The sequence below is a fragment of the Rhodopseudomonas rhenobacensis genome, assembly GCF_014203125.1.
GTDB lineage: Bacteria > Pseudomonadota > Alphaproteobacteria > Rhizobiales > Xanthobacteraceae > Rhodopseudomonas_A > Rhodopseudomonas_A rhenobacensis.
In genome coordinates, this window is the sequence record NZ_JACHIH010000015.1 from 72,004 (window position 1) to 92,368 (window position 20,365).

Annotated in this window: 15 protein-coding genes and 1 tRNA gene; 8 read left to right on the forward strand and 8 right to left on the reverse strand. The window is 66.0% G+C overall.

Features of this window, described 5'->3' with window-relative positions; genetic code table 11:
* Positions 1-248 precede the first annotated feature (248 nt).
* Positions 249-2,072 carry a translational GTPase TypA gene (gene typA / locus HNR60_RS13175; protein ID WP_184258182.1) on the forward strand — a complete coding sequence of 608 codons (1,824 nt, stop codon included), beginning with the start codon at positions 249-251 and terminating at the stop codon, positions 2,070-2,072.
* Positions 2,073-2,378: 306 nt separating this feature from the next.
* Here the strand turns inward: typA and HNR60_RS13180 are convergent, their stop codons facing one another.
* The 4 genes from HNR60_RS13180 to HNR60_RS13195 are packed head-to-tail and all read right to left on the reverse strand — an operon-like array spanning position 2,379 to position 5,630.
* Complete coding sequence (locus tag HNR60_RS13180) at positions 2,379-3,737, reverse strand: TRAP transporter large permease (protein ID WP_184258184.1); 1,359 nt, start codon at positions 3,735-3,737, stop codon at positions 2,379-2,381.
* Entirely contained in the window at positions 3,734-4,288 is a 555-nt protein-coding gene (locus HNR60_RS13185; protein WP_430694927.1) for a TRAP transporter small permease, read from the reverse strand. Before HNR60_RS13185 ends, HNR60_RS13180 begins: the two co-directional genes overlap by 4 nt.
* Positions 4,285-5,301, reverse strand: coding sequence for a TRAP transporter substrate-binding protein DctP (gene dctP / locus HNR60_RS13190; RefSeq protein ID WP_184258188.1), 1,017 nt, complete (start codon positions 5,299-5,301; stop codon positions 4,285-4,287). The genes HNR60_RS13185 and dctP overlap by 4 nt, the downstream gene beginning before the upstream one ends.
* Complete coding sequence (locus HNR60_RS13195; RefSeq protein WP_184258190.1) at positions 5,301-5,630, reverse strand: hypothetical protein; 330 nt, start codon at positions 5,628-5,630, stop codon at positions 5,301-5,303. Before HNR60_RS13195 ends, dctP begins: the two co-directional genes overlap by 1 nt.
* Here HNR60_RS13195 and HNR60_RS13200 point away from each other — a divergent pair.
* Positions 5,620-5,892 carry a pentapeptide MXKDX repeat protein gene (locus HNR60_RS13200; RefSeq protein ID WP_184258192.1) on the forward strand — a complete coding sequence of 91 codons (273 nt, stop codon included), beginning with the start codon at positions 5,620-5,622 and terminating at the stop codon, positions 5,890-5,892. The genes HNR60_RS13195 and HNR60_RS13200 overlap by 11 nt on opposite strands.
* Before the next feature lie 85 nt (positions 5,893-5,977).
* Here HNR60_RS13200 and HNR60_RS13205 read toward each other — a convergent pair whose 3' ends face one another.
* Positions 5,978-6,322, reverse strand: a complete 345-nt coding sequence (locus HNR60_RS13205; RefSeq protein WP_184258194.1) for a DUF6481 family protein — start codon at positions 6,320-6,322, stop codon at positions 5,978-5,980.
* 346 nt (positions 6,323-6,668) lie between these two features.
* On the opposite strand from HNR60_RS13205, the gene HNR60_RS13210 reads away from it, so the two are divergent.
* The 5 genes from HNR60_RS13210 (at position 6,669) to HNR60_RS13230 (ending at position 12,892) form a co-directional block, all read left to right on the forward strand.
* Positions 6,669-7,106, forward strand: a complete 438-nt coding sequence (locus HNR60_RS13210; RefSeq protein WP_184258246.1) for an FKBP-type peptidyl-prolyl cis-trans isomerase — start codon at positions 6,669-6,671, stop codon at positions 7,104-7,106.
* Positions 7,107-7,183: 77 nt separating this feature from the next.
* Positions 7,184-7,921, forward strand: coding sequence for a Crp/Fnr family transcriptional regulator (locus HNR60_RS13215; protein WP_184258196.1), 738 nt, complete (start codon positions 7,184-7,186; stop codon positions 7,919-7,921).
* Between the two features lie 230 nt (positions 7,922-8,151).
* Positions 8,152-9,321: an efflux RND transporter periplasmic adaptor subunit gene (locus HNR60_RS13220; protein ID WP_184258198.1), complete on the forward strand. Its 1,170-nt coding sequence runs from the start codon at positions 8,152-8,154 to the stop codon at positions 9,319-9,321.
* Position 9,322: 1 nt separating this feature from the next.
* A complete protein-coding gene (locus HNR60_RS13225) occupies positions 9,323-12,466 on the forward strand; it encodes a multidrug efflux RND transporter permease subunit (protein ID WP_184258200.1) in 3,144 nt (1,047 codons plus the stop codon).
* 315 nt (positions 12,467-12,781) lie between these two features.
* Positions 12,782-12,892 carry a sodium:solute symporter gene (locus HNR60_RS13230; RefSeq protein WP_184258202.1) on the forward strand — a complete coding sequence of 37 codons (111 nt, stop codon included), beginning with the start codon at positions 12,782-12,784 and terminating at the stop codon, positions 12,890-12,892.
* A gap of 101 nt (positions 12,893-12,993) precedes the next feature.
* On the opposite strand, the gene HNR60_RS13235 is transcribed toward HNR60_RS13230, so the two are convergent.
* From HNR60_RS13235 to HNR60_RS13245, 3 genes are all read right to left on the reverse strand, one after another.
* Positions 12,994-13,191, reverse strand: coding sequence for a hypothetical protein (locus HNR60_RS13235; RefSeq protein WP_184258204.1), 198 nt, complete (start codon positions 13,189-13,191; stop codon positions 12,994-12,996).
* Between the two features lie 135 nt (positions 13,192-13,326).
* Positions 13,327-14,487, reverse strand: a complete 1,161-nt coding sequence (gene rhuM / locus HNR60_RS13240; RefSeq protein ID WP_246432928.1) for a RhuM family protein — start codon at positions 14,485-14,487, stop codon at positions 13,327-13,329.
* Positions 14,458-14,534, reverse strand: a tRNA-Arg gene (locus HNR60_RS13245). The genes rhuM and HNR60_RS13245 overlap by 30 nt, the downstream gene beginning before the upstream one ends.
* A gap of 296 nt (positions 14,535-14,830) precedes the next feature.
* On the opposite strand from HNR60_RS13245, the gene HNR60_RS13250 reads away from it, so the two are divergent.
* Positions 14,831-20,044, forward strand: a complete 5,214-nt coding sequence (locus tag HNR60_RS13250; RefSeq protein ID WP_184258206.1) for an alpha-2-macroglobulin family protein — start codon at positions 14,831-14,833, stop codon at positions 20,042-20,044.
* Positions 20,045-20,365 lie beyond the last annotated feature (321 nt).

Below are 20,365 nucleotides of genomic sequence, written 5' to 3' on the forward strand. Positions count from 1 at the left end.
AAATCCGGCTCGAGCGTCGAAAAGGCGACGTCGTCATTGTTTTTTGCTGATTTTCGACTATATTGCGTCGCAACGCGTGCGAGTGCCCGGCCCCTTTTGGCCGGGCTTGCTTTTTAGGGATTGCCCTGATCTGGGATGTCCTTGCGCGTTTCAGGCAAGGCGGGTGCGGGGGCGCGGATTGCGCGCTCGAGGCCTCCGCCGATTGCGCTGACCGGGCATCCAGGCCGCTTGAACCTAAAAGAAGAACCATGAAACTTCGCAACATTGCCATTATCGCCCACGTCGACCACGGCAAGACCACGCTGGTGGACAAGCTGCTGCAGCAATCCGGCACCTATCGCGACAACCAGCGCCAGGTCGAGCGCGCGATGGATTCCAACGATCTGGAAAAAGAGCGCGGCATCACCATTCTCGCCAAGTGCACCTCGGTGCAGTGGAAGGATGTCCGCATCAACATCGTCGACACCCCGGGCCATGCCGATTTCGGCGGCGAGGTGGAGCGCATCCTGTCGATGGTCGATGGCGTGATCGTGCTGGTCGACGCCGCCGAAGGCCCGATGCCGCAGACCAAATTCGTGGTCGGCAAGGCGCTGAAGCTCGGCCTCAAGCCGATCGTGGCGATCAACAAGGTCGACCGCCCCGACGCCCGCATCACCGAAGTCGTCAACGAAGTGTTCGACCTGTTCGCAGCGCTCGACGCCACCGACGACCAGCTGGATTTCCCGATCCTGTACGGCTCCGGCAAGAACGGCTGGATGTCGGACAAGCCCGACGGCAACCAGGAAGAGGGCATGAAGCCCTTGTTCGAACTGGTGGTGAAGCACGTCCACGCCCCGGTGGTGGAAGACGGCCCGTTCCGGCTGCTCGGCACCATCCTGGAGGCCAACCCCTATCTCGGCCGCATCATCACCGGGCGCATCGCCTCGGGCTCGGTGAAGCCGAACCAGGCCATCAAGGTGCTGTCGCGCGACGGCAAGGTGGTTGAAACCGGCCGCATCACCAAGATCCTGGCGTTCCGCGGCCTCGAGCGCACTCCGATCGAGGAAGCCGAAGCCGGCGACATCGTCGCCATCGCGGGCCTGCCGAAGGGCACCGTGGCCGACACCTTCTGCGATCCCACCGTCGAGATCCCGATCCAGGCGCAGCCGATCGATCCGCCGACGGTGTCGATGTCGTTCATCGTCAACAACTCGCCGCTCGCCGGCACCGAAGGCGACAAGGTGACAAGCCGCCTGATCCGCGACCGTCTGCTGCGCGAGGCCGAAGGCAACGTCGCGCTGAAGGTGGTCGAGGCCGACGACAAGGACTCCATGATCGTGTCCGGCCGCGGCGAATTGCAGCTCGCGATCCTGATCGAACAGATGCGCCGCGAAGGCTTCGAGCTGTCGGTGTCGCGGCCGCGCGTGGTGCTCAGCAAGGACGACGACGGCACCGTGCTGGAGCCGGTCGAAGAGGTCGTGATCGACGTCGACGAGGAATTCTCCGGCGTCGTCGTGCAGAAGATGAGCGAACGCAAGGCCGAGATGATCGAGATGCGGCCGTCCGGCGGCAATCGGCTGCGGCTGGTGTTCTACGCTCCGACCCGCGGGCTGATCGGTTACCAGGGCGAACTGATGACCGACACCAAGGGCACCGCGGTGATGAACCGGCTGTTCCACAACTACCTGCCGTACAAGGGCGAGATCCAGGGCCGCCGCAACGGCGTCTTGATTTCCAACGACCAGGGCGAGGCGGTGGCCTACGCGATGTTCAAGTTGGAAGATCGCGGCCCGATGATGATCGAGCCGGGCTGGAAGGTCTACAAGGGCATGATCGTCGGCGAGCACACCCGCGACAACGACCTCGAGATCAACATCCTCAAGGGCAAGCAGCTCACCAACATCCGCACCACCTCGAAGGATGAAGCGGTGCGGCTGACCCCGCCGATCCGCATGACGCTGGAAAAGGCCTTGGCCTATATCGAGGACGACGAGCTGGTCGAGATCACCCCGAAGTCGATCCGGCTGCGCAAGCGCCACCTCGATCCCAACGAGCGCAAGCGCGCCGAAAAGAGCAAGGTGGCGGTGGCGTAAGCGCCGCTTTCACCGGGATTGCAAGTATCAAGCCTGTCCTTGGGGAAACCCGAGGGCAGGCTTTTTCGTTGCGGCGGCGTGTTGTTAGTTACGCGAAGGTGAGCCTCGCTGAGCGGCGCCGTCATCCTGAGGTGCTCGTCCGACAGCGCTCTTTGCGCTGTCGGGCGAGCCTCGAAGGATGCGGCTGCGAGACGCGCGGCCCGCCAGATCCGTGCTGCCCATCCTTCGAGACGCCCGGCTTCCGCTGCGCTTCGCCGGGCTCCTCAGGATGACGGTGGAATGTATGGCGCGGCCGAAGAGCGGTTATCACCGCACGCTTTCCGGTCCCATCACCAGATCGGGGAAGCCGGTGGCGATCTGCGGCACGAAGCACAACAGCACCACGGCGAACATCATCAAGAGCACGAACGGCAGCGTGCCCCAGATCACCTCGCTGAGTGGGATGTCGGGGGCGACGTTGCGGATCACGAAGATGTTGAGCCCGACCGGCGGGTGGATCAGCCCCATCTCCATCACGATGGTCATCACGATGCCGAACCAGGTAATGTCGAAGCCGGCGGCGCGCAGCGGCGGCAGGATGATCGGCGCGGTCATCAGGATGATCGACACCGGCGGCAGGAAGAAGCCCAGCACCACCACCATGACCAGGATCGCGGCCAGCAGCTCCCAGCGCGGCAGCTGCATCGCCACGATGGATTCGGCGACCGATTGCGAGATGTGCAGATAGCTCATCACGTAGGAATACAGCAGCGACATCCCGATGATCATCATCAGCATGGTGGATTCGCGGATCGTCGCCTGCAGGATCGGCGCGAGGTCGGTCGGCCGCCACACCCCGTAGATCAGCGCGATCAGTGCGAGCGCCAGCAAGCCGCCGAGCCCCGCGGTTTCCGACGGCGTGGCGTAGCCGCCATACAGCGCGATCATCACCCCGGTCAAAAGGATCACGAACGGCGCCACCCGCGGCAGCGCGTTGAAACGCTGCGCCATGGTGAATTTGTCGCGCGCGAGAATCGGCGCGTCGACGCCGGTCTGTTCGTAAAGCCGGCTCGCCGCCGCGTATTCCTTGCGGAAGCGGAACACCGCGTAGCTGCCGAACAGCAGCACAAGTAACAGGCCCGGGCCGATGCCGGCGAGGAACAGCCGGCCGAGCGACTTCTCCGCCGCCACCGCGAACAGGATCATGGTGATCGAAGGCGGCAAGAGAATGCCGAGCGTGCCGCCGGCGGCGATGATGCCGGCGGCGAAACCGCCGGAATAGCCGCGCTTGCGCATCTCCGGAATCCCGGCCGAGCCGATCGCCGAACAGGTCGCGGGCGAGGAGCCGGCCATCGCGGCGAACAGCGCGCAGGCGAACACATTGGCGACGCCGAGCCCGCCCGGCACCCGATTGAGCCAGGCGTGCAGCGCCGAATAGAGATCCTGCCCGGCGCGGGATTTGCCGATCGCGGCACCCTTCAAAATGAAGAGAGGGATCGACAGCAGCGTGATCGAGGCCATCTCCTCGTAGACGTTCTGCGTCACCGTATCGAGCGAGGCCGCCGGCATGTAGATCGCCATGAACGCGACCGCGACGGCGCCGAGCGCGAATGCGATCGGCATGCCGGAGAACATCGCCAGCAGCGTCGCCACGCCGTAGCTGATGCCGATCCCGAGCACGCTCATCGATGCTGCTTCCGCACCGCCGGCGCCAGCACTTGAACCAGCAATTGCAGGCACAGCAGCGTCATGCCGGCGGCCATCAGCGCGTAGGGGATGGCGAGCGGCGGCGACCACATCGAATTCGAGACCTGGCCGTCGACATAGGCCTCATGGGTCAGCGTCCAGGATTTCCAGGCAAAGAAGCCGCAGAAGGCGAGGCTCGCGACATCGACCAGCCAAAGCCGGACCCGGTTGACGCATGGCGGCAGCAGGCCGACGAAGGCCTCGATGCCGATATGGCCGCGCTGCTGCTGCACATAGGCCGCGGTGAGGAAGGTGGCGCCGACCAGCAGGAACACCGCGGCCTCGTCCTGCCAATAGGTGGCGCTGTGCCACAGGCTGCGGCTGAGCACGCTGAAGCTGAGAATGCCGCAGGCGGCGATCAGCGCGATCGCGGCGAGCACCACGATCGCGGCGTTGCAAAGCGCGAGGCCGCGCGCCAACGCCGCGATCACGCCGCGCTGCGGCACAGCCTGCGGATGATGATGACCGTCCGGCAACGGACCGTGCATCACGCGGCGACGTCGCTGGCGAGCTTCAAGAGATTGGCGCAGGTGGCGGTCTTGCCGGCGTAGTCCTTCCACGCGGTGTCGCGGGCGATGTCGCGCCATTTGCCGACGGTCGCGGCGTCGAGCGTCGCGACCTTGGCGCCGGCCTTCTCGTAGACCTTGGCGACTTCGATGTCGTCGTCCTGCGCGCCCTTGCGGCCGAACGCTTCCAGTTCGCTGCCGACCGCCATGATGATGTCCTGCTGATTCTTCGGCAGCTTGTCGAAGATCGCCTTCGACATCATCAACGGCTCCAGCATGAACCAGTAGGACGCGCCGGCGCCGGAGGTGAGATGCTTGGCGACCTCCTCGAGCCGGAACGAGATCAGGCTGGTGGAGGAGGTGATGCCGGCGTCGCAGGCGCCCGTCTGCATCGCGGCGTAGATTTCGTTCGACGGCACCGACAGCACCGCGGCGCCGGCGGTCTGCAGCACCATGTCCATTTCGCGCGAGCCGCCGCGCACCTTCAGCCCCTTGGCGTCTTCCGGCGCCACCAGCGGACGCGTGCGGCTGGCGACGCCGCCAGCCTGCCACACCCAGCTGATCAGCACGATGCCCTTGTCGGCGAGGAAATCGGTCAGCGCCTTGCCGATCGGCTGGGTCTTCCAGCGCAGCCCCTGATCGTAAGTCGAGACCAGCCCGGGCATCAGCCCGATATTGGTCTCCGGCACTTCACCGCCCGCATAGGGCATCGGATAGAGGCTGAGATCGAGCGCGCCCTTGCGCAGCGCGGAGAACTGCGCGGTGGTCTTGATCAGCGAGGAGTTCGGATAGACTTCGCCGACCAACTCGCCGCCGCTGCGCTTGGATATTTCCTCGGCGAATTTGCGGGTCAGCCGGTCGCGGAAGTCGCCCTTGTCGATGGTGCCGCCGGGAAACTGATGGGAGATTTTCAAGGTGGTGGCGGCGTGCGCCGGGCCGAAGCGCAGGATCGCGGGGGCCGCGAGCGCGGAAGCAAGGACGTGGCGGCGCGTGATCATCAAAACCTCCCGAATTTGTTTTGACCGCGTGCCGGATCGAGCCTGCCGCGGCGTTTCGGCAAGTCTGCCTGCAAATTCTCGCGGAGGATAGAGGGCGGCGCCGACTTCGCATGCTGCGCCGCACAGCTTCGGGGCAGGGTGCGGTCGTCGGCCATCGCCTGATCGGGCACGCGACGCGCGGCGTCAGGCGTGATCTGCGCGACGTCCGTATCCACCGGAAAAAATTCGCGTGCGGCAGGTAACAATAAGGCGCGGGCTGCGTCCCTGATGGCGACGGCGACGTTCGTCGCGCGTCCCCATGACACAGGATGACAGAGCATGACGATCAATCGCCGTTTCGCCGCCGCCGCCTTCGCCGCCGCGGCTTCATTCAGCCTGGCGCTCGCGCCGGCTGCGTTCGCTCAGGACAAGATGGGCAAGGACGACGCCATGAAGCACGACAGCATGTCGAAAGACGCGATGTCGAACGGGGCGATGTCGAAGGACACGATGTCGAAAGGCGCCATGACCAAGGACGGCATGGCCAAGGACGCCGGCAGCGACGGCATGGCCAAGGACCACGGCATGGCCAAGGATACGATGAAGAAATAACGCTGCGATCGCGCCCGGGGCGGCGGCGCCGATCAGGCAGCCGCAGGCCTCGCGGCGCGGCAAGGCGCGCCGCGATCGCTGTGGGTTATTTGCGCTTCTTGCGGGCGGCGTAGCGGGCGTCGCGCGCCGCCTTGCGTTCGGCCTCCAGCGCTTCTTCGCGCTTGGCGGCTTCTTCCTTCTCGCGCGCAGCCAACGCCAAGGCTTCGGCGGCGGCTTCCTCGTCGCGGCGCTTCTTCTCGGCCTTCTCGGCGTCGCGGGCGATCTTCGCAGCGGCGCGTGCCGCGGCCTGCGCCTCGCGCTCGGCGGCGCGCTGCTGCACCAAAGGATCGTCCGGGCCGGGCTGGGCCTTGAACTTTTCCAGGATGCTCTTGCGGGCCTGTTGCGCGGCCTTCTGGCGGTCGGCGAAGCTTGGTTCCTTGAATCCGCTCATGGGACGGCCCTTGTTGGTTTCGGTTGTTGTGGCGAGCCGAAAGTCTGTGCGCGCTCCGAAGAGCTGCGCCATCTTGAACTCGACGCCGGTTTACAGGCCGCGGGCCGGTTGCGCACCAATTATCTGCGAATTCTGCGCGCTGGGCGCAGAAACCGTTGTCGCGGCGTGGCGCCGGCGGGTCGACAGCGCTGCGCCGCCGGGGCATTGTCGGCGAAAACCAGGTTGACCGCGAGGCGGCGATGGTTTTTGTCGGCGGCGGCCGCGCGGGTTCCGGCGGCCTCGCACGAAGTGGAATCAGTCTCGACGAGGAGTGACCATGCCGACCCTCAATCCGGCCCGCGTCGTGATGGCGATCGCCATCGTCGCAACGTTCACCACCGGCGCCACGCTCGCGCCGGTTTCCCCCGCCACGGCGCAGAGCGCAGGAAAAACCATGACCACAGCTTCAGGCCTCAAGATCGAAGACACCCAAGTCGGCACCGGCGCCACGCCGAAGCCGGGACAAATCTGCGTCATGCACTACACCGGCTGGCTCTACGAGAACGGCGTCAAGGGCAAGAAATTCGACTCCTCGGTGGACCGCAACGAGCCGTTCGAATTTCCGATCGGCAAAGGCCGGGTGATCGCCGGCTGGGACGAGGGCGTCTCCACCATGCAGGTCGGCGGCAAGCGCACGCTGATCATTCCGCCGCAGCTCGGCTACGGCGCGCGCGGCGCCGGCGGCGTGATCCCGCCGAACGCCACGCTGATGTTCGACGTCGAACTGCTCGGCGTGAAGGGCTGATCGCCCAAACGACAGCGGTGCCGGCGTTGCTGCCGGCACCGAAGCCGACTAGGCTGGCGTGGTCCGAGGAGGACTCGATGATCCAGTCGCGGCGAAACCGGCTCTTGGAGATGCTGCCCCGGCACGATCTCAATCAATTGCGGCCGCATCTGCACAGCGTCGTGCTCGACTACAAGATGCCGCTCTACGAAGCCTTCGAGCCGATCCACGACGTGTACTTTCCGCTCGACGGCGTGGCTTCGCTGGTCGCCACCATGGCGGACGGCTCCGCGGCCGAGATCGGCACCATCGGCAATGAAGGCATCGTCGGCACCCCGATCATCCTCGGCGACACCATCGCGCCCACCAATGTCTACGTCCAGGTGCCGGGCCACGCGCTGAAGCTGAAGGCCGAGGTGCTGCGGCAGGCATTGCTGGAGAGCGCCGCCACCCGCACCTTGATGCTGCACTACGTCCACGCCTTCTTCAACCAGGTGGCGCAGTCGGCGGTGTGCAATCATTTCCATTCGATCGAGCAGCGCTGCTGCCGCTGGCTGCTGATGACCCACGACCGGATGCACGAGGACCATTTCCTGCTGACCCAGGAATTCCTGGCGATGATGCTGGGTGCGCGGCGCTCCAGCGTCACCGAGGCGGCGAAGCGACTGAAGCAGCTTCAGCTGATTAGTTACGTCCGCGGTCACGTCACCATCCTGGATCGTGCCGGCATCGAACGCACCTCGTGCGAGTGCTACGCGGTCAGCAAGGCCGAATACGACCGGCTGCTCGGCACGCCGGAGGGGCTCGATGCGAAACCGGCGCCCGCCAACGTCTGAACGCAGACGCCGGCGATGGTTGGCGCATCGGGCGCCGTAACGGCGCCGTCGCCGCGCAGCCCCGCAGCAACATGAATCATCGGCAATGTGAATAATTCGCAATGTGGTAACGCTTCAAGCGTTAGTGTGTTTACAGCGCCGGCCTCGGTCCTTAACTGCGAAGCTGACGGATCAATCCGGCATAGCCGGAATTGATTTGTTTTGGCGTGGCAGAAACAGCGTGGCCGGCAATGCTGAAATCCCGAACCCTGCGATGGACGCTCGCGCTCCTCGCCATCGTCGTGCTGGTCGGGGGCTACGCCGTGCTGCGGCCGGCGGCCAAGCACGAGCAGGCCAAGGCGCCCGGCGAAGCCGCGGTGCCGGTGCGGATCGCGGCGGTCGAGCGCAGCGATTTTCCGGTCTATCTCGGCGGGCTGGGAACCGCGCAGGGCTTCAACACCGTGGTGGTGCGGACCAGGATCGACGGCCAGATCGACCGCATCGCCTTCAAGGAAGGCCAGTTGGTGCAAAAGGGCGATCTGTTGGCGCAGATCGATCCGCGCCCGTTCCAGGCCGCGCTCGATCAGGCCAAGGCCAAGAAGGCCCAGGACGAGGCCGGCCTCGCCAATGCCAATCTCGATCTGCAGCGCTTCACCAAGCTCGGCGAATTCGCCACCCGTCAGCAGACCGACACCCAGCGCTCCACCGTGCAGCAATTGACCGCGCAGCTCGCTGCCGATGATGCGGCGATCTCCAACGCCCAGACCCAGCTCGATTACACCCACGTCACCGCGCCGATCTCCGGCGTCACCGGCTTTCGCCAGGTCGACCAGGGCAACATCGTCAACGCCGCGACCCAGACCGGCATCGTCACCATCGCGCAGATCGAGCCGATCGCGGTGATCTTCACCGCGCCGGAGGAGCAGCTCACGGACATCAACAAGGCGCTGGCTTCGGGCCCGTTGAAGGTGCTGGCAATGAGCACCGACGGCAAGAAGCAGCTCTCGGAGGGCACGCTGGCGGTGGTCAACAACACGGTCGATTCCACCAGCGGCACGGTGCGGCTGAAAGCCACCTTCGACAACAAGGACCACGCGCTGTGGCCCGGCCTGTCGGTGTCGACGCGGCTGTTGGTCAATACGCTGCAGGACGTCGTGGTGGTTCCGGAAGACGCGGTGAAGCGCGGCGTCGACGGGCTCTACGCCTTCGCGGTCGATGCGGACAACAAGGCAGAGCTGCGCAAATTGACGATCGGCGCGCAAGGCGACGGACGCGCGGTGGTCGAGCAGGGGCTGTCGCCGGGCGATCGGGTGATCGTCGCCGGGCAATACAAGGTGCAGGCCGGCTCGCGCGTTGCCACCGCGGTGGCCAATGCGGCGCCGCCGCCGGCGGCCGCGCCGAACGCCGCCGGGGCCAAGTAGCATGGCCGGCGGCATCTCGACTCCGTTCATCCGCTATCCGATCGCCACCTCGCTGCTGATGGCGGGGATCCTGTTCGTCGGCCTGGTGGCCTATCCGCTGTTGCCGGTGGCGCCGCTGCCGCAGGTGGATTTTCCGACCATCCAGGTCTCGGCGAGCCTGCCCGGCGGCAGCCCGGAGACCATGGCGACCTCGGTGGCGCAGCCGCTGGAGCGGCAACTGGCGCAGATCCCCGGCGTCGCGCAGATGACCTCGACCAGTTCGCTCGGCTCATCCGCGATCACCATCCAGTTCGATCTCAACCGCGCGATCGACGGCGCCGCCAACGACGTGCAGGCCGCGATCAACGCCGCCGGCGGGCAATTGCCGAAAAACCTGCCGAGCCCGCCGACCTATCGCAAGGTCAATCCGGCGGATTCCCCGATCATGCTGCTGTCGGCGACCTCCGACACGCTGCCGCTGACCTCGGTCAGCGACGCGGTCGATGCGCAACTGGCGCAGCAGATCAGCCAGATCACCGGCGTCGCCCAGGTGCTGATCGGCGGCCAGCAGAAGCCGGCGATCCGGATCCAGATCGACCCCGCCAAACTCGTCGCCAAAGGCCTGTCGCTGGAGGACGTCCGCACCCAGCTCGCGATCACCACGGTGGACAGCCCGAAGGGCAACATCGACGGAGCGACGCGCAGCTACACCATCTACGCCAACGACCAATTGCCCGAGACCAAGGACTGGAACGACGTCGTCGTCGCCTATCGCAACGGCGGGCCGTTGCGGATTCGCGACATCGGCCAGGCGGTGACCGGGCCGGAGGACGCCAAGCAGGCCGCCTGGGCCAACGGCCAGCGCGGCGTGTTCCTGGTGATCTTCAAGCAGCCCGGCGCCAACGTCATCGAGACCGTCGACAAGATCAAGGCGGCGCTGCCGCGGCTGGTGGCGGCGATCCCGCCGACCGTCAAGGTCGCGGTGATCAGCGACCGCACCCAGACCATCCGCGCCGCGGTCGAGGACGTGCAGTTCACGCTGCTGCTGACCATCGCGCTGGTGGTGATGGTGATCTTCCTGTTTCTGCGCAGCGTCTGGGCCACCATCATCCCCAGCGTCACCGTGCCGCTGGCGCTGCTCGGCGCCTGCGCGCTGATGTGGGTGTTCGGCTATACGCTCGACAACCTCTCGCTGATGGCGCTGACCATCTCGGTCGGCTTCGTGGTCGACGACGCCATCGTCATGCTGGAGAACATCACCCGCTATATCGAGGCGGGCGAAAAGCCCTGGGACGCCGCGATCAAGGGCGCCAATGAGATCGGCTTCACCATCGTCTCCATCAGCATCTCGCTGATCGCGGTGCTGATTCCGCTGCTGCTGATGGGCGGCATCATCGGCCGGCTGTTCCGCGAATTCGCCATCACGTTGACAATGGCCATTGTCGTCTCGCTGCTGGTGTCGCTGACGTTGACCCCGATGATGGCGTCGCGGTTCCTGCGCGCGCATGGCGAGACCAAGCATGGCCGGCTCTATCAGCTCAGCGAGCGCGGCTTCGACGCGATGCTGCGCGGCTACGCGCGCGGGCTCGACCTGGTGCTGCGCTGGCGGCTGACCACGCTGATCGTGTTCTTCGTCACGCTGGGGCTGTCGGTCTATCTGTTCGTGGTGATCCCGAAGGGTTTCTTCCCGCAGCAGGACACCGGGCTGATCACCGCCGCCTCGGAGGCCGCGCAGGACATCTCCTTCGCCGACATGAAGCGGCATCAGGAAGAACTCGGCCAGATCGTGCTGGCCGATCCCGACGTCGGCAGCGTGGCGATGCAGGTCGGCGGTGCCGGCAGCGCGCTCAATACCGGTCGGATGTACATCACGCTGAAGCCGCGCAGCGAGCGCAGCGCCAGCGCGCAGCAGATCATCGCGCGGCTGCGCCCGCAGCTCGAAAAGGTGCAGGGCGCGCGGCTGTTCATGCAGGCGGCGCAGGACGTTCGTTTAGGCGGTCGCGCCACCCGCACCCAGTTCGAATACACCTTGCAGGACGCCAATCTCGGCGAGCTCAACGAATGGGCGCCGAAGATTCTCACCAAGATGAAGACGCTTCCGCAATTGCGCGACGTCGCCACCGACCAGCAGACCGAAGGCACCACGCTGACGCTGACCATCAACCGCGACGCCGCGGCGCGGTTCGGGATTCAGCCGCAGCTGATCGACGACACGCTGTATGACGCGTTCGGCCAGCGCCAGGTGGCGCAGTATTTCACCCAGCTCAACAGCTACCACGTCATCCTGGAAATCCTGCCGGAGTTGCAGGGCGCCGTCGACACGCTGGACAAGATCTATCTGAAATCGCCTTCGACCGGCGACCAGGTGCCGCTGTCGGCGTTCGCGAAATGGTCGACGGTGCCGGTGCGCCCCTTGTCGATCAGCCATCAGGGCCAGTTTCCGGCGACCACGATCAGCTTCAACCTGGCGCAGGGCGTGGCGCTCGGGCAGGCCACCGAGGCGGTGCAGCAGGCGATGGCCGAAATCGGCGCGCCGTCGACGCTGAACGGCAGCTTCCAGGGTACCGCGCAGGCGTTCCAGCAGTCGCTGTCCACCGTGCCGCTGTTGATCATCGCAGCCTTGGTGGTGGTGTATCTGATCCTCGGCATTCTCTACGAGAGCTACATCCATCCCTTGACGATCCTGTCGACGCTGCCGTCGGCCGGCGTCGGCGCGCTCGCCACCTTGATGCTGTTCGGCTACGACTTCAGCCTGATCGCGCTGATCGGCGTCATCTTGCTGATCGGCATCGTCAAGAAGAACGGCATCATGCTGGTCGACTTCGCCATCACCGCGGAGCGCGACGAGGGACTGCCGGCCGAGCAGGCGATCCGCAAGGCGGCGCTATTGCGGTTCCGCCCGATCATGATGACCACGATGGCGGCGATGCTCGGCGGCGTGCCCTTGATGCTCGGCACCGGCACCGGCTCGGAGATCCGCCAGCCGCTCGGCTACGCCATGGTCGGCGGGCTGTTGGTCAGCCAGGTGCTGACGCTGTTCACCACGCCTGTGGTCTATCTCTATCTCGACCGGCTGTCCGAGGCGCTGGCGCATTGGGGCCGCGGCAAGCGCGAGGTGGTGGGCCCCCCGGAGGAGCGCGACGCGGTGAAGCAGGCGGCGGAGTAGGGCGGCACGCGGCGATTCGCGCCCTCCCAGCCCGTTGAATCCCCGGGTCAGCGGCCGCCGGTTCCATCCGGTGGTAAGAATCAGTTAATCATTTCTCCGCACCGTAGCGAAGGGCTCAACCAACGGGAGCGGACGCCATGATTCCAGCTTTGCTGCAACTGGTCGCGTTGTCGTTTGCGATCGTGCTGTTCGTGTTTGCCTGAGGCGGCGGTGGTCTCGGCCGGCTCTGACGGTTGATACAGGTCAACGACCGCCCCTCCGACCGGGCGCATCGTCGCGGCCAGATCCATCATCCCCCAAACCGGGATTATCGTCATGGCTGAAACAGACGTTCTGGTGATCGCCGCGGCCGCGCTGTCGACCCTGGTGATCTGGTTCGGCGTCGTGCTGCAGGGCCGCATTACGGCCGCGCTGGCCAAACCCTGATCTGACCGACGCCCGCGCTCGACCGGCAACCGCGCGCAAGAGGTCGACCGCCGCCTGGCGGTCGGGGGTGAGCGCCAAGATCGCCGCGATAGCGTGAACCGTCAATCCTTGGCCGGCCATTCGATCGGGGCGGCGCGCAGCCGCCGCCGATCGATTTCGGCGCGCAACGACGCCGCATAGTCGCGGACGCGGCGGCCCGAGGCCAGCGGAAATTTGGCGACCTTGTCGAGCTCCACCTGCCTGCGCACGCTCTCGTAGAAGCGGACGATGCTGTCGTCCGGCCGGGCTTCGATACTCATGACGCTACCCCCCCCCTAAGACTTATGGGCCAAATGATTCCGCAACTTTAACGGGAATGCAAGGGGCAGGCTGGGTGCGTTGCGCTCCGACTGACGGAGTTCGTGGCCAGCGGTTCTACCGGAATCCTTCCGCGATTATCTCTTCGGCTTTCGCGGCGGCGACTTCGGCAGCTTCTTTGCCTCTCTTGCTAAAGCGGCGATGCTTGCGTCGGCCTCTTGGTGGCGCTCAAGCTTGCGCCGTTGATCAAATTTCTCGTATTCAGATTCGGCAACACGTTTTGCGTCGCCAGCTTTGATCGAGCCGCCGGTTCGCAAGACTGTTCTCCCCAGTTGTTGCAGCTGTTGGTCGAGCAGATTGTTGGCATCCTGCATCACCACAAGTCTGCCGATATCCAACTGGTCTTCAAATATGTCGAGAAGAATTGTCGTGAGACGGTTGAGCTCTTTGATTTCCGTCTCCACAAGGTAGTTCTTGGCAACGGTGACGTCGGTCTTCCTGATGTTATCGTTCTGCCAAGTGCGGAGTCCCATATTGTCCGACTGACAATTTGCTCTCGTGGCGACGATCTCGCCAGGGGTATGCGACGTTACGGCATAGACCAGTTTGGCCTGTGTCCGTTGATAGAACTCGCGCGCTGCCTCCGACGTGCCATCATAGTCCTGGCACATCGAGCAAATTCTGCGCAACTCACGATGCACATTCGCTTCATCCGACCGGATATCGCGAATAATCTCGCGTAGTTCGGCGACCCTGTCGAAGTTCTCCGGTTGTTTGAGGCGCGGCGCATCCACCACGAACCCCTGCTTGGCGAACTGGACCAAGATTCCCGTAGCCCACCGACGAAATACCGTGGCTTGGGCGGAGGACACCCGGTATCCCACCGAGATTACCGCGTCGATGTTGTAGTGCTCGATCTGCCGCTCGACCCTGCGGGAGCCTTCCTGTCGAACTTGTGCAATTCTTGCACTTGTTGGCTCGGCCTCCAGTTCACCCTCGGCGTACACATTGGCGATGTGTTTTGTGATGACGGAGCGGTCAACGCCGAAAAGCTCTGCGATCTGGGCTTGTGTCATCCAGAGCGTTTCGCCCTGATATCGGATGTCGAGCCGCAGGCCCTTTTCGGTTCCGTAGACCAGAAATCGGTCGCCAGTTTCGGCGTCCTCGACGAGGTGGACCGGTTCATCCCCATCAGCGCTCATGGCTTCGCCCGATTCGAATTCTGCGGCGAGGTAGCCGTCCGCCGCTCTGCGCCGTGGTCTGGCAATTGGCGATCCCAGCAGGATTCGAACCTGCAACCCACGGAGTAGAAATCCGTTACTCTATCCAGTTGAGCTATGGGACCGTCGGGTGGCCGCCGGCGCCGTGAGCGCCGGTGGCCGGCAACCATCCGGCACCCGGGCGGCGGAAAAATCCAGCCCCCGACCAAATGCCTGCGAACCATTTAGCGCGACCTTGCGTCAAAGCAAAGCGGCTGCGCCGTTGTGTTCGGCGCGGCTGCACGCAATGATGCGGGCGGGGCCGCCGCGCCGGGCCGGAGCAAGGGTCGGCGCCGCAGCCCGGGCGGCGCGGTCATCACCGCGTCGCCGTCGCGCGATTGGATTCGAGACGCGGGGTTGGTCCGCGCAGGGGAGTGCCTCGATGATTGGTTTGCTTCGCGCCGTCACGCTTTGCGCCACGCTGGCGCTCGGGCTGTTGTCCGCCGCGGCGGCCGACAAGGCGTTCAAACGCGACGACCTTTCGGATTCCGCGATCAAGCTCGAGGCCCAGATCAAGTCCGAGGCCGGGGTGGTCAACAAGCCGCTGGCGACGCTGCGCACTGACGCCGACGCCGCCTTGAAGCGTAACGACACCCGCGGCGCGCTGCAGATCATGGGGCAGATCGCCACCGTGTCGCCCGCGGACAGCGGCAACTGGCTGCGGCTGGCGAAGACCGTGTTCCGGGTGTGGTCGCCGACCTCGAGCGAACAGACCTTCCTGCTGGAGCGCGCCTCCACCGCGGCCTATCTCGCCTATCAGCGCGCCGGCAATGCCGGCGAGGAGGCCGAGGCGCTGGCGGTGCTCGGCCGCGCTTTCGCCGAGAGGAAGCTGTGGCGCCCGGCGCTGGATACGCTGCGGCTGTCGCTCGATTTGCGCGAGGTCGCCGAGGTGCGCGGCCAATACGAGAAGCTGCGCGACGATCACGGCTTCCGGCTGCTCGATTACACCGTGGATTCCGATTCGGCGTCGCCGCGGGCCTGCTTCCAATTCTCCGAGGATCTCGCCAAGCGCACCGACTTCGCGCCATTCCTCGCCCAGGCCGGCACCGACAAGCCGGCGCTGACCAGCGAGGACAAGCAGCTCTGCGTCGAGGGGCTCAAGCACGGCGAGCGCTACACCGTCAACCTGCGCGCCGGGCTGCCGTCGGCGGTGAAGGAGACGCTGCCGAAATCCGCCGAATTCAACATCTACGTCCGCGACCGCAAGCCGCTGGTGCGCTTCACCGGCCGCGCCTATGTGCTGCCGCGCAGCGGCCAGCGCGGCATCCCGCTGGTCAGCGTCAATACCAAGACGGTGTCGGTGCAGGTGTTCCGGATCGGCGACCGCAATTTGATCAACACCGTGATCGGCAGCGATTTTCAGCGTGCGCTGAGCGGCTATGAGCTGACCGAGCTCGGCGGCGAGCGCGGCCTGAAGGTGTGGAGCGGCGAACTCGACACCGAGAGCACGCTGAACGCCGACGTCACCACCGCGTTTCCGGTCGGCGAGGTGTTGGGCGAATTGCAGCCCGGCGTTTATGTGATGGCCGCGGCCGCCAAGGGCCCCAGCGCCGACGGCGACGAGGACGGCGGCTCGCTGGCGACGCAATGGTTCATCGTCTCGGATCTCGGGCTGACCGCGTTTTCCGGCAATGACGGCATCCACGTCTCCGTCAATTCGCTGGCCTCGACCGAGCCGGTCGTCAACGCCGAGGTGCGGCTGCTCGCCCGCAACAACGAGATCCTCGCCACCCGCAAGACCGACGACGCCGGCCACGTGCTGTTCGAAGCGGGGCTGTCGCGCGGCGAGGGCGGGCTGTCGCCGGCACTGCTGACGATCTCGGGGGCGGTTGCCGACTACGCTTTTCTCAGCCTGAAATCCAACGCCTTCGACCTCTCCGACCGCGGCGTGTCGGGGCGCGCGGTGCCGGCCGGCGCCGACGCCTTCGTCTATGCCGAGCGCGGCGTCTATCGCTCCGGCGAGACGGTCTATCTCACAGCCCTGTTGCGCGACGGCCAGGGCAACGCGCTTGCAGGCGCCCCGCTGACGCTGGTGGTGGAGCGGCCGGACGGCGTCGAATTCCGCCGCGCCGTGCTGCCGGACCAGGGCGCCGGCGGTCGCAGCCTGACGCTGCCGCTGAATTCCGCGGTGCCGACCGGCACCTGGCGGGTCCGCGCCTTCGCCGATCCGAAGGGGGCGAGCGTCGGCGAAACCACCTTCATGGTCGAGGATTACGTCCCGGATCGCATCGAATTCGATATTTCCAGCAAGGACAAGTTGATCAAAGCTGATGTTCCGCTGGAACTGAAGGTCGACGGCCATTTCCTCTACGGCGCGCCGGCCTCCGGGCTGCAGCTCGAGGGCGACCTGCTGGTGGCGCCGGCCACTGAGCGCCCGGGTTTTGCCGGCTATCGCTTCGGCATCGCCGACGAGGAGACCGCAAGCCACGAGCGCACCCCGCTCGAGAACCTGCCGGAGGCCGACGCCAATGGCGTGGCGGCTTTCCCGTTGGTGCTGCCCAAGCCCGCGGCGTCGACCCGGCCGCAGGAGGCGCAGATCTTCATCCGCATGGCGGAAGCCGGCGGCCGCGCGGTGGAGCGCAAGCTGGTGCTGCCGGTGGCGCCGAGTGCGGCGGCGATCGGGGTCAAGCCGCTGTTTGCCGACAAAACCGTCACCGAGGGCGACAACGCCAATTTCGACGTGGTGTTCGTCTCGCCGGAGGGCAAGGCGCTGCCGCGCAGCGGGCTGCGCTATGAACTCCTCAAGATCGAATCCCGCTATCAATGGTACCGGCAAAATTCCTCCTGGGATTACGAGCCGGTGAAATCCACCCGGCGGGTCGCCGACGGCGATCTCAGCCTTGCCGCCGACAAGCCGGCGCGGCTGACGTTCCAGCCGCAGCCCGGCCGCTACCGGCTCGACGTCAAATCCGCCGACGTCGACGGCCCGCTCACCCAAGTGCAGTTCGACGTCGGCTGGTATTCGGACGGCTCGGCCGACACGCCCGACCTCTTGGAAACCTCGATCGACAAGCCCGACTACGCCGCCGGCGACACGCTGGTGGTGACGGTCAATGCCCGCAGCGCCGGCAAGCTCACCGTCAACGTGCTGGGCGACCGGCTGTTGACCACGCAGAGCGTCGACGTCAAGGAAGGCCAGTCGCAGGTTAAGCTTGCGGTCGGCAAGGATTGGGGCACCGGCGCCTATGTGGTGACGACGCTGCGCCGGCCGCTCGATGCCGCCGCGCAACGGATGCCCGGCCGCGCCATCGGGCTGAAATGGTTCGGCATCGACAAGACCGCGCGGACGCTCTCGGTCGCGCTGTCGCCGCCGCCGCTGATCCGGCCGTCGACCACGCTGACGCTGCCGGTGAAACTTGGCGGGCTCAACCCGGGCGAGGACGCCAAGATCGTGGTCGCCGCGGTCGACGTCGGCATTCTCAACCTCACCAACTACAAGCCGCCGGCGCCGGACGATTACTATCTCGGCCAGCGCCGCCTCAGCGCGGAAATCCGCGACCTCTATGGGCAATTGATCGACGGCATGCAGGGTTCGCGGGGCCAGATCCGTTCCGGTGGCGATTCGGCCGGCGCCGAGCTGCAGGGCAGCCCGCCGACGCAGAAGCCGTTGGCGCTGTATTCCGGCATCGTCACCGTGGCGGCCGATGGCAGCGCGAAGATCGATTTCGAGATCCCGGAATTCGCCGGCACCGCGCGCGTGATGGCCGTGGCCTGGACCGCCACCAAGGTCGGCCGCGCCAGCGTTGACGTCACGGTGCGCGATCCGGTGGTGCTGACCGCGACGCTGCCGCGCTTCCTGTTGAACGGCGACCGCGGCACGCTGAGCTTCGACCTCGATAACGTGGAAGGTGCGCCCGGCGACTACGCCATCAGCGTCGCCGCCTCTGGGCCGGTGAAAGTCAGCGGCAATCCCACCACGACGTTGAAGCTCGCGGCCAAGCAGCGCGGCTCGACGGCGCTGTCGCTCGACGCCGGCGGCGCCGGCACCGCGGCGTTCGACGTCTCGATCAAAGGGCCGAACGGTCTGACCTTGGCGCGGCACTACGCGCTCGAGGTGAAGCCCGCGACGCAGATTTTGGCACGACGCTCGGTCCGCACGCTGGCCCAGGGCGAAAGCCTGACGCTGACCTCGGACATGTTCAACGACCTGGTGTCGGGCACCGGCAGCGTTTCGCTGTCGGTCGGGCTCTCCACCGCGCTCGACGCCGCCACCGTCCTGAAGGCGCTCGATCGCTATCCGTTCGGCTGCACCGAGCAGATCACCAGCCGGGCGCTGGCGCTGCTGTACGTCAACGATCTCGCGGCCGGCGCGTATTTGGCAATCGACGGAGCGGCCGACCAGCGCATCAAGGACGCCATCGATCGATTGCTGGCGCGGCAGGGCTCCAACGGCTCGTTCGGGCTGTGGTCGGCCGGCGGCGACGACGCCTGGCTCGACGCTTACGTCACCGACTTCCTGACCCGCGCCCGCGAAAAGGGATTTGCGGTGCCGGACGTGGTGTTCAAGTCGGCGCTGGACCGGGTGCGCAATGCGGTGGTCAACGCCGCCGAACCGGAGAAGGACGGCGGCCGCGATCTGGCCTACGGGCTCTACGTGTTGGCGCGCAACGGCGCAGCACCCATCGGTGACCTGCGCTATCTCGCCGATACCAAGCTCGACAATCTGGCGACCCCGATCGCCAAGTCGCAGCTCGCAGCCGCCCTGGCGCTGGTCGGCGACCGGCCGCGCGCCGAGCGGGTCTATGCCGCGGCGGTACAGAGTCTGGCGCCGAAGCCGGTGATCGCGTTCGGCCGGGTCGATTACGGCTCGGCGCTGCGCGACGCAGCGGCCCTGGTGTCGCTCGCCAGCGAAGGCAACGCGCCGCGCGCGACGCTGACGCAAGCCGTGCAGCGGGTCGAGGCGGCGAGGGGGCTGACGCCTTATACGTCGACGCAGGAGAACGCCTGGCTGGTGCTGGCCGCGCGCGCGCTCGCCAAGGAAACCATGGCGCTCGACGTCGACGGCAGTCCGGTGAAGACCGCGCTGTATCGCAGCTATAAGGCCAGCGAGATGGCGGGCCGGCCGATCAAGATCAGCAACACCGGCGACGCGCCGGTGCAGGCGGTGGTCTCGGTCGCCGGCGCGCCGATTACGCCGGAGCCCGCGGCGGCCAACGGCTTCAAGATCGAGCGCAACTACTTTGCGCTCGACGGCACCCCGGCGCAGATCGCCAAGGCCAAGCAGAACGACCGCTTTGCGGTGGTGCTGAAGATCACCGAAGCCAAGCCGGAATACGGTCACATCATGGTGGCGGACTATCTGCCGGCCGGCTTCGAGATCGACAATCCGCATCTGGTGTCGTCGGGCGACAGCGGCACGCTGGACTGGATCGAGGACGGCGTCGAGCCGGTGCATAGCGAGTTCCGCGACGACCGCTTCAACGCCGCGATCGACAGGAAGAGCGACGACAAGGCGGTGTTCACGGTGGCCTATGTGGTGCGCGCGGTGTCGCCGGGCAAATACGTGCTGCCGCAGGCTTATGTCGAGGACATGTACAACCCGTCGCGTAATGGCCGCAGCTCTACGGGCAGCGTGGAGGTGCGGCCGGCGAAGTGAGGGGCGGGGTGTGAGTAGTTAGGAAGATACGGATGACGTCGTTGCACTCAGGCTTCCGATGCAAGCGCTGACTCACCTCTCCCCGCGTGCGGGGAGAGGTCGACCCGGCGGAGCGCCAGCGAAGCCGGGTCGGGTGAGGGGGCGCCTCGGCACAACGCGGCGCCCCCTCACCCGGCGCGACAAGCTTCGCTTGTCACGCCACCCTCTCCCCGCAAGCGGGGCGAGGGGACGATGTCGCACCGCTGCTATCAACTTCGACGCCGGATGATGTTGAACCGATCATGAGCGAGACCCCGAGCAGGTGGCGCAAGGTCAGAGTCG

Coding starts and splice junctions, on each gene's coding strand:
- HNR60_RS13230 (WP_184258202.1), top strand. CDS start 12,782: ATGGCTGAAACAGACGTTCTGGTGATCGCCGCGGCCGCGCTGTCGACC.
- HNR60_RS13250 (WP_184258206.1), top strand. CDS start 14,831: ATGATTGGTTTGCTTCGCGCCGTCACGCTTTGCGCCACGCTGGCGCTC.
- HNR60_RS13205 (WP_184258194.1), bottom strand. CDS start 6,322: ATGAGCGGATTCAAGGAACCAAGCTTCGCCGACCGCCAGAAGGCCGCG.
- HNR60_RS13235 (WP_184258204.1), bottom strand. CDS start 13,191: ATGAGTATCGAAGCCCGGCCGGACGACAGCATCGTCCGCTTCTACGAG.
- dctP (WP_184258188.1), bottom strand. CDS start 5,301: ATGATCACGCGCCGCCACGTCCTTGCTTCCGCGCTCGCGGCCCCCGCG.
- HNR60_RS13200 (WP_184258192.1), top strand. CDS start 5,620: ATGACGATCAATCGCCGTTTCGCCGCCGCCGCCTTCGCCGCCGCGGCT.
- HNR60_RS13215 (WP_184258196.1), top strand. CDS start 7,184: ATGATCCAGTCGCGGCGAAACCGGCTCTTGGAGATGCTGCCCCGGCAC.
- HNR60_RS13220 (WP_184258198.1), top strand. CDS start 8,152: ATGCTGAAATCCCGAACCCTGCGATGGACGCTCGCGCTCCTCGCCATC.
- HNR60_RS13180 (WP_184258184.1), bottom strand. CDS start 3,737: ATGAGCGTGCTCGGGATCGGCATCAGCTACGGCGTGGCGACGCTGCTG.
- typA (WP_184258182.1), top strand. CDS start 249: ATGAAACTTCGCAACATTGCCATTATCGCCCACGTCGACCACGGCAAG.
- HNR60_RS13225 (WP_184258200.1), top strand. CDS start 9,323: ATGGCCGGCGGCATCTCGACTCCGTTCATCCGCTATCCGATCGCCACC.
- HNR60_RS13210 (WP_184258246.1), top strand. CDS start 6,669: ATGGCGATCGCCATCGTCGCAACGTTCACCACCGGCGCCACGCTCGCG.